The 14,328-nt window shown below is 70.5% G+C and carries 10 protein-coding genes and 2 tRNA genes; 6 read left to right on the top strand and 6 right to left on the bottom strand.

Annotated features, from left to right (window positions below; all coding sequences use genetic code 11):
• Nucleotides 1-85: 85 nt before the first annotated feature.
• Nucleotides 86-2,923: a BTAD domain-containing putative transcriptional regulator gene (locus tag AB0M48_RS44900; RefSeq protein ID WP_363855311.1), complete on the bottom strand. Its 2,838-nt coding sequence runs from the start codon at nt 2,921-2,923 to the stop codon at nt 86-88.
• A gap of 29 nt (nt 2,924-2,952) precedes the next feature.
• Here AB0M48_RS44900 and AB0M48_RS44905 point away from each other — a divergent pair, with 29 nt between their 5' ends.
• Together AB0M48_RS44905 and AB0M48_RS44910 are read left to right on the top strand one after the other, a co-directional pair.
• Nucleotides 2,953-3,969 (top strand): LacI family DNA-binding transcriptional regulator, encoded by a 1,017-nt coding sequence (locus AB0M48_RS44905; protein WP_363855313.1) that lies wholly within the window; start codon nt 2,953-2,955, stop codon nt 3,967-3,969.
• A gap of 161 nt (nt 3,970-4,130) precedes the next feature.
• Nucleotides 4,131-5,018 (top strand): hypothetical protein, encoded by an 888-nt coding sequence (locus AB0M48_RS44910; protein ID WP_363855316.1) that lies wholly within the window; start codon nt 4,131-4,133, stop codon nt 5,016-5,018.
• A 3-nt stretch (nt 5,019-5,021) separates the two neighbouring features.
• Here the strand turns inward: AB0M48_RS44910 and AB0M48_RS44915 are convergent, their stop codons facing one another.
• Nucleotides 5,022-5,366: a peptidase inhibitor family I36 protein gene (locus tag AB0M48_RS44915; RefSeq protein WP_363855319.1), complete on the bottom strand. Its 345-nt coding sequence runs from the start codon at nt 5,364-5,366 to the stop codon at nt 5,022-5,024.
• Nucleotides 5,367-5,486: 120 nt separating this feature from the next.
• Here AB0M48_RS44915 and AB0M48_RS44920 point away from each other — a divergent pair, with 120 nt between their 5' ends.
• The gene (locus AB0M48_RS44920) at nt 5,487-6,185 is read left to right on the top strand and encodes an aminoglycoside 3'-phosphotransferase (protein ID WP_363855322.1); all 699 of its coding nucleotides are present in this window, start codon (nt 5,487-5,489) and stop codon (nt 6,183-6,185) included.
• Here the strand turns inward: AB0M48_RS44920 and AB0M48_RS44925 are convergent.
• Nucleotides 6,182-6,922: a DUF1684 domain-containing protein gene (locus AB0M48_RS44925; protein WP_363855325.1), complete on the bottom strand. Its 741-nt coding sequence runs from the start codon at nt 6,920-6,922 to the stop codon at nt 6,182-6,184. The two genes, AB0M48_RS44920 and AB0M48_RS44925, sit on opposite strands and share 4 nt — an antisense overlap.
• Entirely contained in the window at nt 6,919-7,893 is a 975-nt protein-coding gene (locus AB0M48_RS44930) for a DUF5937 family protein (protein WP_363855399.1), read from the bottom strand. The genes AB0M48_RS44925 and AB0M48_RS44930 overlap by 4 nt, the downstream gene beginning before the upstream one ends.
• A 69-nt stretch (nt 7,894-7,962) precedes the next feature.
• Between AB0M48_RS44930 and AB0M48_RS44935 the strand changes: the two genes are divergently transcribed.
• Nucleotides 7,963-8,691 (top strand): inositol monophosphatase family protein, encoded by a 729-nt coding sequence (locus AB0M48_RS44935; RefSeq protein ID WP_363855402.1) that lies wholly within the window; start codon nt 7,963-7,965, stop codon nt 8,689-8,691.
• Here AB0M48_RS44935 and AB0M48_RS44940 read toward each other — a convergent pair.
• Nucleotides 8,648-8,719 (bottom strand) — tRNA-Ile (locus AB0M48_RS44940). The genes AB0M48_RS44935 and AB0M48_RS44940 overlap by 44 nt on opposite strands.
• Before the next feature lie 80 nt (nt 8,720-8,799).
• A tRNA-Gln gene (locus tag AB0M48_RS44945) sits at nt 8,800-8,872 on the bottom strand.
• Between the two features lie 300 nt (nt 8,873-9,172).
• Between AB0M48_RS44945 and AB0M48_RS44950 the strand changes: the two genes are divergently transcribed.
• The gene (locus AB0M48_RS44950; protein WP_363855327.1) at nt 9,173-10,714 is read left to right on the top strand and encodes a glycoside hydrolase family 13 protein; all 1,542 of its coding nucleotides are present in this window, start codon (nt 9,173-9,175) and stop codon (nt 10,712-10,714) included.
• A 91-nt stretch (nt 10,715-10,805) separates the two neighbouring features.
• Complete coding sequence (locus AB0M48_RS44955) at nt 10,806-14,297, top strand: DUF4132 domain-containing protein (protein ID WP_363855330.1); 3,492 nt, start codon at nt 10,806-10,808, stop codon at nt 14,295-14,297.
• Nucleotides 14,298-14,328: the final 31 nt, after the last annotated feature.

Genomic DNA, 14,328 nt, shown 5'->3' on the forward strand with positions numbered 1-14,328 from the left:
CATCACCAGCACCAACAAACAGAAACCCCAGCACGGCAACAAGAAGAAGTCCACCAACCCGAGACCCCGCCGAACAGGTTAAAACTCAAGCTAGCGCCGCGAACCTCTCGTCCGCCTCTTTCCGGTGCCGGGCCGCCTCGGCGGGATCCGAGACCGCGCGAGCGAGGTGCTTGTGCGCGTTCGCGGCCTCACGCCGGTCGTCGATGCGTTCGGCCAGTTCCAACGCCTCGTGCAACCGCGTGACGGCCTCAGCGGGACGTCCGGCCGCCGTCAGCACCTCACCGAGGTAGTTGAGCACCACGGTTTCGGTCGTGACGTCACCGATCGCGCGCACGGCGGCCAACGCCGATTCCAGCGCCTCCAACGCCTCGGAGTGCCGGCCCATGGCGTGCAGGATCATGCCCAGCGCGCTCTGGGTGTCCGCCTCGTCGCGACGGCTGCCCATCTCGCGCATCAACGCGAGCGCTGACGTGCACGCCTGCAGCGCCTCGTCGTAACGGCCGAGCGCGCTGTAGATGTTGCTGACGTTGCTCATCGCCTGCGACTCGAGGTGCCGGTCGCCGAGCTGACGGGCCACGGTGATGGCCTGTTCGAGCAGCTCAGCGGCCTCGGCGTGCCGTCCGAGGGTCCGGTAGACCAGCGAGAGGTTGTTCAGCGTGCCCGCCACGCCCTGCAGGTCGCCGAGCTCCCGGAGCATCTCGATCGCGCGCTCGTTGTAGTGGATGGCCCTCGGGTACTGCGCGGTCTGCCAGAACACCATCGCGTAGTTCTTCGTGGTGATCGCGAGCGCGACCGGCTCGTCCTTCGCGGCCTCCAGTGCCAGTTCGTTGATCGTGGCCCAGTCACGCGTGTGTCCGCGCACCATGCAGAAGAACGTCAACGCGCGTGCGAGCTGCCACGTGTGTGTGCGCCAGTCGCCGTCGAGCGACAGGGCCACGGCGGCCACGAGCGTCTGGCGTTCGGTCTCCAGCCACTCGACCGCGTGGTCGTAGTCGCGCAGCACGAGCCTCGACTCGGGCCGGTAGGTGATGTCGACCTCGTACCTGCGCGCGGCGGGCGACATCAGCCGCGTCGCCTGGTTCGCCGTGTCCAGGAAGTGGTCGAGCAGCCTGGTCAGCGGCGCGCGGGTGCTGTCCACCCTGGACTGCGCGTACTGCCGGAGCAGGTCGTGCATCCGGTACCGGCCGAGCGACGTCGGCTCCAGCAGGTGCACGTCGACGAGGTCTTCGAGCATCCCGTCGGTCTCGAGCAGGTCGAGCTCACCCAGCGCCGCGGCCTGGTGGACGTCGAAGTCGGTGCCGTGGTGCAGGCCCAGCAGGCCGAAGAGCCGCTGGTGAGCGGCGGGGAGCTGGCTGAACGACAACGCGAAGACCGCGTCCAGTTCGGATAATCGTCCCTCGCGCAACCGCGTCGCGAGATGGGCGGTGGTCCACGTGGGACGGCTGCGGAGCCGTCCGGCGGCCAGGCGCACGGCCAGCGGCAGCCGCCCGCACAGCTCCACGACCTCACGAGCGGCGGCGTCGTTGCCGCGCTCGTCGCCGACGATCGTGGCGAACAGCTGCAACGCCTCCGCCTCGGACAGCACGTCCAGCGTGAGCGTCGAGGTGCCTTCCAGCTCGACCAGCCGGGCACGGGACGTGACCAGCACCAGCGAGCCCGGCACGCCCGGCAGCAGCGGGCGGACCTGGTCGGCGCTCACCGCGTTGTCGAGCACGACCAGCAACCGGCGCCGGGACAGTTCGGCCCGCCACAGGGCGGCCCGTTCGTCCAGGCTGACCGGGATCTCCTCCAGGCCGAGCGCGCGCAACAGCACGTCGAGCGCGTCCGTCGGTTCCACGGGCGCACGGCCCGCGGTGTGCGCGTGCAGGTCGATGAACAGCTGACCGTCCGGATACTCCAGGCGGTGCGCCAGGTGCACGGCGAGTGTCGTCTTGCCCACGCCCGGCATGCCGTCGATCGCCGAGATCACGACCGCTGCCTTGCCGGTGACCGCCCTGGTCAGCCGGTCCATCTCGGCGATGCGGCCGGTGAAGTCCGCGACGTCGCGGGGCAGGGTGTTCAGCGCCGGCCGCGGCTGGTCGCCGCGCAACAGCCGTGCGTGCAGTTCCCGCAGTTCGCCGCCCGGATCGGTGCCGAGTTCGTCGGCGAGCAGCACCCGCACGTCGTCGAAGACCTGCAGCGCCTCGGCCGGCCGGTTCGCCCGTTGCAGCGCGTGCATGAGCTGCAGCCACAGCTGTTCCCGCAACGGGAACTGCTTCGTCAGCCGCCGCAGCTCGGGGATCAGCCGCTCGCCCTGGCCGAGCTCGATCGACAGCCGCGCGTGCTGCTCGGCGACGGTGAGCCGCCGTTCCTGCAGCAGCGTGAGCTCGGCTTCGAGCCGCGGCCCCACGGTGAGGCCGTCCAGCGCCGGGCCACGCCACAACGCCAGCGCTTCCTCGTACTTCGCGACCGCCGCCCGGTGGTCGCCCCGCTTCAGCGCCTCGTCGCCGGCCGCGCACAGCGCTTCGAAGACGCCGACGTCGACCTCTCCCTCCGGCACCTTGAGCCGGTAGCCACCCGGAACGGTGACGAGGTCGTCCAGCACGAGCTTGCGCAAGGCGGCGACATAGGTTCGTATGTTCGATTCAGGAGCCGCGGGTGGAGATTCCCACACCGCCTCGCTCAGATGTTCAAAACTGACCGTCTCGTTGGCATGCAGCGCCAACGCCGCGAGCAGTGCCCTTTGCCGGGGCCCGCCCAGCCGCAGTTCCACGCCCCCACGCCAAATCTGCAGCGGCCCAAGAAGCCGATACCGCACTAGCCCTCCTCGGGGGGCATGGTGCCAGAACTCGGGGGTGCTGTGCGGAATTTGTGCGGACGATCTTGGAAACTTGGCGCACGCCGCCGTGAAGAGGGGGAACGAAGATGGACCTGAACAGATCATGGTCCGGCCAAGCAGCCTAGGATGGCCGTATGACCGAGACGGCGAAGCGACGTCCCGGCCCCCGGATCGAAGAGGTCGCGCGGGTCGCCGGAGTGTCCAAGTCGACCGTTTCGCGCGTGATCAACGACGAGCAGTACGTCAGCGCCAAGGCGCGTGAGGCCGTCCACGCCGCCATCGCGCAGCTGGGCTACTCCCCCAACCAGGCCGCGCGCTCCCTCGCCGGCAACCGGGCGAACGCCATCGCCCTGGTCGTCTCGGAACCGACCGGCCGCGTGCTGTCCGACCCGTTCTTCGCCGGTGTGCTGCGGGGCATCCACTCCGAACTGGCCGGCCGCCACATGCAGCTGCTGCTGATGATGAGCCAGCCGTCCGACACCGGTGATCTCGTCACCTACCTGAGCAGCGGCCACGTCGACGGCGCGTTGCTGGTCAGCCTGCACGGCGACGACCCGCTGGTGCCGATGCTCGCCGAGATCGGCCTGCCCGTCGTGTCCGGCGGACGGCCGCTGGGCACCACCGTCCCGTTCGTGGACGCCGACAACTTCACCGGCGCCCTGGAGGCCGCACGGCACCTGGCGTCGCTGGGCCGCAAGCGCATCGCCACCGTCGCCGGGCCGAAGGACATGGCCGTCGGCGCCGATCGCCTGAGCGGGTTCAAGCGCGGCCTCAGCGAGGCCCGGCTCTCCGCGGACCTCGTGGCGCACGGCGACTTCACGCCGGAGAGTGGCGCACGGGCCATGGAACTGTTGCTGCGCAAGGCTCCCGACCTCGACGCGGTGTTCGTGGCCGCGGACATCATGGCGCTGGGCGCGTTGCAGGTGCTGCACGCCCAGGGCAAGCGCGTGCCCGAGGACGTCGCCGTGGTCGGGTTCGACGACTCGGTGTTCGCCGCGACGGCCACACCGCCGCTGACGACGATCCGGCAGGACGTCGAGGAGCTCGGGCGCACGATGACGTGGCGGCTGCTCGCGGAGCTGGCGGGCGAGCACGGGCTGCCCCCGTCGCTGCTGCTGCCCACCTCGCTGGTGCTGCGGTCGAGCGCCTGATCAGGTCGTCCGAAAGGACTTACATCGGCGATCGTCGACCGTCCGTGACGAATCTGCTCGATTTTCACCCGTTCGGTACAACTTCGAGGCGCCGTCGGTAACACCGGCAGTGAGTTCTCGATGGTGAGGCGTACAAGCCCATCCTCGAGGGAGTCGCGACAGTGATCGAGAACTCGGCCGCCGGTCTGGTGATGGTTCCCGGCGAGGTGACGGTGACCGTCACCGGCGAGCAGCACCACCAGGACGTGCTGTCGCGGTACGCGGTTCCGGACGGCGTGACGCGGCACGTCGCCGTGAACCTGACGTGGTGCGTGATCGCCGCCGGCAAGCACCGCGGTCAGCGCGGGATCGAGGTGCGGCTCGACGGCTACCGCGTGGGCGAGCTGACTTTCCTGATGTCGCAACGGTATGCGCCCGTGCTGATGCACGTGGAGTCCGGCGGCGGGGCGACCGGCTGCGCCGCGTTCGTCCAGCGCGGCGGCAACGGGCTGTTGCAGATCTCGCTGCGGATGCCGCGCGAGATCCCCCGTGGCGCGATCGTGCCGGTCGCGACGGCGCGCAAGTCGTGGGTGGCGCCGGTGGCCATCGGCGCGGCCGGCCTGCTCGCGTTCTTCTTCGCGATCGGGATCATCGGGGCCGCCGTCGGTGGTGCGCCGGACAAGGGCAGCGCCGCCGGTCTGACCACGACGTCCTCGCCCGTCACGACCACGACGACGGTGGCACCGACCAGCACCACGACGTCGACCACCACCACCACAACGACCACTACTACTACGACGACCACCACTCCTGCGGCGGTCGCTCAGCCGAAGCCGCAACCCCAGCCACAACCTCAGCCGAAGCCTCAGCCCGTTCCGCAGCCTCAGCCGCAGCCGGCGCCGAAGCCCTCGTGCGACCCGAACTACAGCGGGTGCGTGCCGATCGCGTCCGATGTGGACTGTGCCGGCGGCACCGGGAACGGGCCGGCCTACGTGGCAGGCCCGATCCGCGTCATCGGTACCGACATCTACGGGCTGGACAACGACAAGGACGGCACCGCCTGCGAGTGAGCGTCAGCGCTGGACGAAGACGCTGCCCGCCTGGAACGTGATGCCGGGCTGGCCGGTCTTGCCGTCGATCGGGTAGGGCCGGCCGGTGCAGTCGTCGCTCGCGAACAGCGACGCGGTCTTGGTGCTGTTGTTGTAGGCGGAGCGAATCCTGTTGCCCCAGCCGTGTTCGACCAGATCGACGCACGCCGAGGAGCCGATCGGCGAGACGTTGAACCTGGCGCCCTCGTAGTCGGTCTGGTCCCAGGCGCAGAACGCGTCGGTGAACGTGCAGTCGGGTTCGGCGGCGTGGGCCGCGGGCGTGATCACGAGACCCGCCAACGCGCACACCACAACAGCGATCTTCTTCATGGAATCCTCCCCAGTCTTCCCCTCAGTCCCGACCTTTCCGCTCTTCCCGTTGCCACGTCAAGGATTTTCGGTACCGGAACTCGATTGGTCGGACGGCCCCCACGTGGAGAGAATGATCAGGTGAACATCCCTGACGAGGTCCTGCGCGCGGCCGGTCCGGCCGCCGCGTGGTCCGACGACCACGAAGGTCTGTCCGGCGACGTGTGGCGGGCCGGGTCCAGCTACGTGAAGCGCTCGGGCGCGGAGGAGCGCGACCGGTTGCTGTGGCTGGGCAGGCATTTCGAGGTGCCGGAGGTCCAGGCGTTCGCCGAGGACTGGCTGGTCCTGGCCGATGTCGGCGCCCCCTCGCTGGCGTCCGCCGACCCGGTGGTCGCGGCGACCGTGATGGGCACCGTGCTGCGGTCGTTGCACTCGTTGCCGGTGGCCTCGTGCCCCTACGACGCGACGATTCCCGTTCTGCTGGAAAGCGCTCGCCACAACGTCGAGGCCGGCTTGGTGGACCCGGCCGACTTCGACGACGACAACCTCGGTGTCACACCTGAGGAGTTGCTGGAACGCCTGGTCGCCAGCGCCCCTTCCACCGAGGACCTCGTGGTGGCGCATGGCGACTTCTGTCCGGCGAACGTGCTGCTGCGCCCGGACGGCTCGACCGTGCTCATCGATATGGCACGGCTGGGCGTGTCCGACCGGCACCGCGACATCGCGCTGGCGCACCGGGAACTGGGCGAAGAGGCCGTAGCCGCGTTCGACCGCGCCTACGGCCTCACCCCCAGTCCTGAGCTGCTCGCCTGGTACCAGTTGCTCGACGAGTTCTTCTAGTGGCGCTCGTACGGCGTCTTCTCCCCCGCCTCGACGCCGAACGACAGGTGGTTGCCCGCGGGCGGCAGCGGGCAGGTGGCGAAGTCGGTGAACGCGCACGGCAGGTTCGTCGCGCGGTTGAAGTCGAGCACGACCTTGCCGTCGTGCGGGGTGGCGGCGAGCTGCCGGTTGGCCGCGTAGGTGGTGACGCCGCTGGTCTCGTCGGTGAACAGGATGCTCAGCCCGCCGTTGCGGCCGTTGAACGCCGTCAGCGTGTGCTCGGTGCCGTTGTAGCTGAACCGCACACGACCCGGTGCCTCGTACACGTGACTGAGGCCCTCCACCACCGCACCGACGGTCGTGGGCACGGGCGCGTCGAACGGCTCGTACTCGCCTTCCAGCACCCACTTCTCCTGCGGCTCGTACGACGGCACGCCCTTGAAGTCCTGCAGCACCGGGGCCTTCGGGTCGTGCACGCGGATCAGGTATCCGCCGCGCCGGGCAATCTCGATCTCGACGTCACCCGCCGCGACCCGTGTGCCGGCGCCGCTCTGGACGAGTTCGAACCGCTGCGTCTCTCCCTCGTTGCGCCAGTACGCCGCGTCGTCGTCTTGCCACCACTCGCCCGGTAGGCCGTCATAGGTGCGTGGGCTCGCCTCCAGCCAGTCGAGTGAAACCAGCGCAAGCCACCCGTACGGGTCCGCCAGCGTGGTCTCCCGCTCCGTCTTCCAGGTCTGCCAGTCCTCCGCGAAGCTCATGTCCTTGCGAACGACGGACTCGCGGCGCCGCTTCCCCGTTCCACGGAATGGGACACGAGGGCGTCGCCGAGTTCGGTGCGGGCGTAGACGACGCTGCGGCCGTGCCGTTGCGAGGCGAGCAGCCCGGCGTCGCGCAACGCCCGCAGGTGCTGGTTCACCGCCGAGGTCGTGACGCCCGTGCGACGCGCGATGTCCGTGGACGAGCACGGCTGCTCCAGCTCGGCCAGCAGGTCCGCCCGCACCTGGCCGAGGACACCGGCGAGCGCCGCGGGGCCACGGCTGCGGCCCTTCTCCCACACCGTGCCGGCGCCGCGGGCCGCGTAGATCAGCAACGGCGGTGCGCCGGGGTCGACGGGCACGGCCGAGCGACGCGCGAACACGCTGGGAACCAAGGTCAGCCCTTGTCCCGCGGCCTCCACCCGCCGCGGCCGCGCGCCCGCGATCCGCACCTGGACCACCGGAGCGGAGAAGGTGATCCGATCGGAGATCCCCGAGAACATCGCCGCCAGCCCGTGCTGGGCCATGTCGCGGCCCCGGTGAGCGATGTCGGCTTCGAGCACCGCGCGCATCCGGTCCCACCGGGGCGCCAGCGCCGCGTGCCAGTAGTGCTCCAGCGCGTCGAGCACCCGGCCGCGATCGCGCAACGCGACCGGGACGTCCCCGAACAGTGCGCGGTAGTCACGCCGCATGGTGCGGACCGGGATCCCGCGCAGCGCGGCGAACTCGTCCTCGATCCGCGTGAACGGCGTCAGCGGGCGGGGACTGAGGAAGTCCGGGGTCCAGCCGCGGGTGGTGGACAGCGCCAGGAGAACCTCGGCGTCGACGCCACGGATGCCGCGCACCCACGGCAGGTGCAGCGGGTACTTCGCCGGGTCCTTCAGCACCCGCAGGCTGAGCGTCAGTTCGCTGAGCGGTGAGACGGCGAACCGCACGTCCACCAGGTCGGACTCGCCGAGCACGAACTCGATCATGTAGCAGAACGCTACATCTGTTACACCCGTCCGGCAGGCGCGCCAGGCTTCGCGACCATGTGGACCGACATGCGGCTGGCGTTGCGGATCGCCTGCCGGGCAGCGCAGGTGGCGGAACGCGCGTTCCGGGCGGGCGACCACGACGTGCGGCTCAAGGCTGACGGCAGCGAGGTCACCCCGGCCGATCTCCAGGTCGAGGACCTGGTGCGCCGGCTGCTCGCCGAAGCGGTGCCCGAGGACGGTGTGGTGGGCGAGGAACGTCCCGAGCGCGTGGGAACCTCCGGCCGGCGGTGGCTCGTCGACCCGATCAGCGGCACCGCCGACTTCGTGGCCGGGCGGCCGACCTACTCGGTGGACCTGGCGCTGGAGAACGCGCTGGCCGTGTCCGCGATGCCGTCGCTGGGCATCACGATGGCGGCCGGACGGGGCATCGGCTGCCGGATCTTCCGCGGCGAGGAAGAAGAAGTCGCCCATGTGTCCTCACAGGACACTGTCGCAGGCGCGCGCGTGTGCTTGCACGGCAGGAGGAAGCCGTCCCTGGAACAGTGTGTCGTCGTGGACGGCTCCACGTCGGTGCTGGACCTGATCACGGGCCGGGCGGACGCGGTGATCGCGGCGGGTGCGGGCCTGGACGAGTTCGACCTGGCGTGCCTGCCGGTGCTCGTCGAGGAGGCGGGCGGCCGCGTGACGGTGGTCGAGGAGGACGTCGTGCTGGCCACCAACGGTGTCCTGCACGACGCCTTCCTCGCTCTCCTGGTCGCGCGTCCTGGTGTCGAACCAGGCACCCCAGGCTTATGAGGCCTGGGTGATCGCCGGATCCCGCGCGCTGGAGTGACCGACCGGACTCGCACCGGCTTCGACCAGGACCACAACCTGGTGCCTCGACTGCTTCGGCTTCGGTCACGGCTGCCCGTCGAGGACTCGAACCTCGATCTCCGCGTTCAGAGCGCGGTGTCCGTGCCAATTGGACCAACGGGCATCAAAAAAGCCGCCTCGTCGCTGAGTGCGACGGGACGGCTCCCCGGAGACATGAGTCAGTTCATGCCGAGGAGCACCAGATCTGCTGATGGCGCATGTGTTGCATCACGGCTGGCTCCCTTCCTCCGGTTCGTCGAGATCCACTCTGACGGATGGCGTGGCGCGCTTGCAACGCATTATTCGGGGTTGCAAAACTTTGCAGACCTGGAGGCTCTTCTCCATCAATCCTCAAGCCGACTTGCGGAAAACTTTTGCAACGTCTTTCCTGGATCGCTGACACACCCCATCGGAAGGCAGGGACATGTCCCACGACTGGTGGCGCCACGCCGTCATCTACCAGGTCTACGTGCGCAGCTTCGCCGACTCGGACGGCGACGGTGTCGGCGACCTGCCCGGAATCCGCTCGCGCCTGCCCTACCTGCGCGACCTCGGTGTCGACGCGGTCTGGATCACGCCGTTCTACTCGTCGCCGATGGCCGACGGCGGCTACGACGTCGCGGACTACCGCGCGGTCGACCCGCAGTTCGGCGGACTCGACGACGTGCGCGCGTTGGTGGACGACGCACACACGCTCGGTATCCGGGTGATCGTCGACATCGTGCCGAACCACACCTCTGACCAGCACGCGTGGTTCCAGGAGGCGCTGGCCGGACGCAACCGTGAGCGGTACATCTTCCGCGAGGGCGTCGGGGACCAGCCGCCCAACGACTGGGAGTCCGTCTTCGGTGGTCCGGCGTGGACGCGGGTGGCCGACGGGTCCTGGTACCTGCACCTGTTCGCCCCGGAGCAGCCGGACCTGAACTGGGAGCTGCCCGAGGTGCGCGCGGAGTTCCGCGACGTGCTGCGGTTCTGGCTCGACCTGGGCGTCGACGGGTTCCGGGTGGACGTGGCGCACGGGATGATCAAGGCACCGGGGCTGCCCGACATCGGCCACGCCGACCAGCTCAAGCTGCTGGGCACGGAGCCGTTGCCGTTCTTCGACCAGGACGGTGTGCACGAGATCCACCGCGAGTGGCGTGCGGTCGTGGACTCGTACCCCGGCGAGCGGGTGCTCGTCGCGGAGGCGTGGACGCCTTCGGCCGAGCGGACGGCCATGTACCTGCGTCCCGACGAGATGCACCAGGCGTTCAACTTCCACTACCTCTCCGCCGAGTGGACCTTCGAGGCGGTGCGGTCGGTCATCGACTCGTCGCTGGCGGCCGTCGAACCCGTTGGGGCGCCTACCACCTGGGTGCTGTCGAACCACGACGTGCAACGGCACGTGACGCGGTACGGCGGCGGTGAGGCCGGTTTGCGCCGTGCGCGCGCCGCGCTGGCGTTGATGCTGGCGTTGCCAGGATCGGTGTACCTGTACCAGGGCGAGGAACTCGGGTTGCCCGAGGTGCTGGACCTGCCGGACGAGGTGCTGCAGGACCCGATGTGGGAGCGGTCCGGTCACACCGAACGCGGCCGTGACGGGTGCCGCGTCCCGTTGCCGTGGGCGGCTTCCGGGCCGTCGCTCGGGTTCGGCACCGGCGGTGCGTGGCTGCCGCAGCCCGCGGACTGGGCGAAGCTCAGCGTGGAGGCGCAGACGGGCGACCAGGACTCGATGTTGTCCTTCTACCGCAACGCTTTGCGGGTGCGCCGCGAGAACCCCGCGCTGGGCGCCGGTCTCACCTGGGTCGACGGTCCGGACGGCGTGCTGTGGTTCGAACGGGACGGGGTGGCGTGCGCGGTGAACCTGTCCGGTGCCGTCGTGGAACTGCCGGATCCGGGCTCGGTGCTGCTGGCTTCGTCGTACTACGGGGTGCGCGACGGGCTGCTGCTCCTCCCGCCGGACACCGCGCTGTGGTGGAAGCTCTGACCAGCGATTTCACCTGATCGACAAAAACTGTCAGACCCCCTGGGTACGGTCCGTGGACATCAGCTCCAGGTCGAGTTCAGGGGGTCTTGCGGTGGGCAGGTGGGAGCTCGTCTCCGGTGGCTCGGCGAAGTTCTGGGAGGTCGCCCAGGCCGGTGCCGTGCTGACCGTCCGATTCGGACGGCTGGGGGCGGCCGGGCAGACCCAGACCAAGGAGCTCGCCTCCGAGGCGGCCGCGGTGGCGCACGTCGCGAAGCTGGTGGCGGAGAAGGAGAAGAAGGGCTACCGGCGCACCGCCGAGCCCGCCGCCTCGCACGCTGATCCCGTCGCTCCGGCCGCTCCTGCCTCCTCCACCGTCCCCGCCAGGCCCGCCGCCTCCTCCGCCGTTCCAGCCGTTCCCGCCGAGGCTCCTGCCCGGGACGAGGACGCCTGGGTGATGCCGCCGGAGTGGCAGCGGCAGGCGATGAGCCGCAGGGATGTCGCACCGGTGCGGGAGTTCGTGGTCGACGCCGCGCAGGCGCAGCGGTTCCGCGAGCGGGTCGCCGAGCGTGCCGAGAGGATCGAGCAGTGCCTCTCCCACTCGTCGTCGGAGCCGGACCTGGTGCGGGCGTTGCGGGATCAGCTCGAGGGCCGGCCGACTCCACTGGGCGCGGCCGTGCTGGCCAGTGCGGCCGATTCCGCCGTGTCACCGGTGCACTGGTGGATCGAGGAGTTCGGCCTCCCGTTCGCCGCGCTCGCGGCGGTGCACCAGCCGTCGGTGAGCACGAGCGCCGCGCAACTGAGGGTGTACCGGCCGCAGCACCTCCACGAGCACAGCGGTGAAGCCCGGGCGCTGATCGAGGTGCGCACCGCGCTGGCGGCGGCGGACGACGCCACCTACGACGCGGCGCTGGCAGGGCTGGAGAAGGCCGGTGGCACGCCGTTCAGCCAGGTCGCCCGTGCCTTCCTCGCCCCCACCCGTCACGACTGGTTCGAGGAAGCGAACGCGACCTCGATCGCGTACTGGCTGGTGCATTCCTCGGCGAGCACCGTGCAGCAGCTGCGCGACCTGCGGCGGGGTGGCCTGATCTGGTCGCCGACCGGCATGTACTCCGCGCTGCACGTCGTGGGCCCGGCGCTCGCACCGGTCATCGACGCGGAGCTCCGCGCGAAGGTGGAGTGGGGCAGTGAGAACCGCAAGCTGGGGCTCGAGGTGCTGGCGGCGCTGCCGACCGACGAGGCGTTCCTGATGTTGCTGGGCCGCCTGCGGGAGAGGTACGTGCGGCCCGCGCTGGTGTCCGCGATGGCGGCGTTCCCGGTGCGGGCGGCGCGGCTCATGGCGGCCAGGGCGGCCGCCGACGCGGACGTCCGCGACCTGCTGCGCGCCCACGTGCGCCGGCATCCGGGCCTCGACCTGACGGCCGAGGTCGCCGCGCTGATCGAGCCGGTGCCCGACGCACCGGCCGGCGCGCTGCCGCCTGTGCTGGCCTCGCCGCCGTGGACGCACCGCCGCCCGCAGCCGAAGCCCGTGGTGCTGCGGGATCTTCCGGTGCCCGCGGCCCACGTCGCGTGGCTGCCGGGCGAGCACGAGGAGTGGTCGAAGGTCGTTGGCTGGTGGATGGGCCACGGTCAGAACTGGGAATCGCTGGCCAAGGCCATCGGTGCCGGTGAAAGCAGCCACCGCAGCAGCCACAACCTGTTCGCGATCGGCCCGGAGGAGCTCGCCCGGCCGCTGCTGGCCGGCTGGACGCCGGCCGACACGTGGGGCAGCGAGTTCTGGGGCAGGCGCATCGCGGCCCGGTTCGGCATGGACGCCCTGCCCGCTCTGCTGCGCCTCGCCGCGAGCAACCCGCACGTGTCCGGCGTCGTGCTGCTGCCGTACGCCACCACCGAGGTCGCGGGGCTGATGGCGGACTGGTTCGTCCGCCTCAAGACCGCTCGCGCGTTCGCCGTCTCGTGGCTGTCCCGGCACCGCGAGGCCGCGGGCCGCCTGCTGCTGCCGGCCGCTCTCGGCGCGGCGGGCCCCGCACGCCGCAACGCCGAGTTCGCCCTGCGTCACCTCCACCTGGAGCTGGGCGTCGACGTCATCGCCCTCGCCGCCGCGCACGGCGCCGAGGCGGCCGGGGCGATCCGCACGTTGATCGAGGTCGACCCGCTCGACGTCCTCCCCGCGAAGCTGCCGGCGATCGGCGCCTGGGCCGATCTCGCCCTGCTGCCCCAGGTGCTGCTGGCCGACGGCTCCGGCGCGTTGTCCGCCGAGGCCACTCGCACCCTCCTGATGACGGCGGCGCTGTCCAAACAGGACGCCGTCTACCCCGGCCTGCCGCTCGCCGTCGAGGCGTGTGACCGCGCGTCGCTGGCGGAGTTCGCCTGGGCGGTCTTCGGCCGCTGGCAGGACGTGGGCGCGCCGGCCAAGGACGGCTGGGTCCTCACCGCGCTCGGCTGGTTCGGCGACGACGAGACGGTGCGCCGCCTGGCGCCGCTGATCCGCGCCTGGCCGGGCGAGAGCCAGCACGCCCGCGCCGTGGCGGGCCTCGACGTGCTCGCCCAGATCGGCAGCGAGGTCGCGCTGATGAACCTGAACAGCATCGCGGAGAGGGTGAAGTTCAAGGGCCTCAAGACGAAGGCCCAGGAGAAGGTGTCCGACATCGCCGCCGCGCTGGGCCTGTCCCGCGACCAGCTGTCCGACCGCCTCGTGCCGCGCCTGGGCCTGGACGACGAGGCGACGCTGGCGATCGACTACGGCCCGCGCCGGTTCACCGTGGGCTTCGACGAGCACCTCAAGCCCTACGTCCTGGACGAGGAAGGCAAGCGCCGCAAGGACCTTCCCAAACCAGGAGCGCGTGACGACCAGGAGCTGGCGCCGTCGGAGCACAAGCGTTTCGCCCAGCTGAAGAAGGACGTGCGCTCCGTCGCGTCCGACCAGATCCACCGCCTCGAACGCGCGATGGTCGACCAGCGCACCTGGACCGCCGAGGAGTTCCACACGGTCCTCGCCGCCCATCCCCTGCTCTGGCACCTGGTCCGCCGCCTGGTGTGGATCACCGACAGCGGCCTGACCTTCCGCCTCGCGGAAGACCGCACCCTGGCGAACGCCTCCGACGACGAGGTCACCCTTCCGGCAGGGGCCACCGTCCGGGTGGCGCACCCGGTCGACCTGGCCGACTCGCTGGAGTCCTGGGGCGAGGTCTTCGCCGACTACGAGATCCTGCAGCCGTTCCCGCAGCTGGGCCGTCCCACCTACGCCTTCACCCCGGGCGACACCATCCCGCAGCTCCACAAGTACCTCGACCGGGACATCCCGGTCGGCAAGCTCCTCGGCCTCACCAAACGGGGTTGGGCGCGCTGCCAGCCGCAGGACAACGGCTGCGAGCCGTGGATGACGCGCCCGCTCCCGTCCGGCGGCGCCCTGGTCGCCGCGCTGGATCCCGGCATCACCGTGGGCATGGTGGACCTGGACCCCGAGATGAAGGTGACCGAACTCTGGTTCGACCCCACCGGGCAAGGCGCCTGGGGTGCCCCTCGCGGTGGCGGCCCCGCCACCTTCGACGTCGACCCGGTCACCGCCTCCGAACTCCTCTCGGAACTGGAATCACTGCACGCGTGATCGCGGGAACGGTTGATCGACCTCCAACGTC

This window comes from Lentzea sp. NPDC051208, from assembly GCF_040682435.1.
Lineage (GTDB): Bacteria > Actinomycetota > Actinomycetes > Mycobacteriales > Pseudonocardiaceae > Lentzea > Lentzea kristufekii.

Coding starts and splice junctions, on each gene's coding strand:
- AB0M48_RS44900 (WP_363855311.1), bottom strand. CDS start 2,923: ATGATCTGTTCAGGTCCATCTTCGTTCCCCCTCTTCACGGCGGCGTGC.
- AB0M48_RS44905 (WP_363855313.1), top strand. CDS start 2,953: ATGACCGAGACGGCGAAGCGACGTCCCGGCCCCCGGATCGAAGAGGTC.
- AB0M48_RS44915 (WP_363855319.1), bottom strand. CDS start 5,366: ATGAAGAAGATCGCTGTTGTGGTGTGCGCGTTGGCGGGTCTCGTGATC.
- AB0M48_RS44925 (WP_363855325.1), bottom strand. CDS start 6,922: ATGAGCTTCGCGGAGGACTGGCAGACCTGGAAGACGGAGCGGGAGACC.
- AB0M48_RS44930 (WP_363855399.1), bottom strand. CDS start 7,893: ATGATCGAGTTCGTGCTCGGCGAGTCCGACCTGGTGGACGTGCGGTTC.
- AB0M48_RS44935 (WP_363855402.1), top strand. CDS start 7,963: ATGCGGCTGGCGTTGCGGATCGCCTGCCGGGCAGCGCAGGTGGCGGAA.
- AB0M48_RS44950 (WP_363855327.1), top strand. CDS start 9,173: ATGTCCCACGACTGGTGGCGCCACGCCGTCATCTACCAGGTCTACGTG.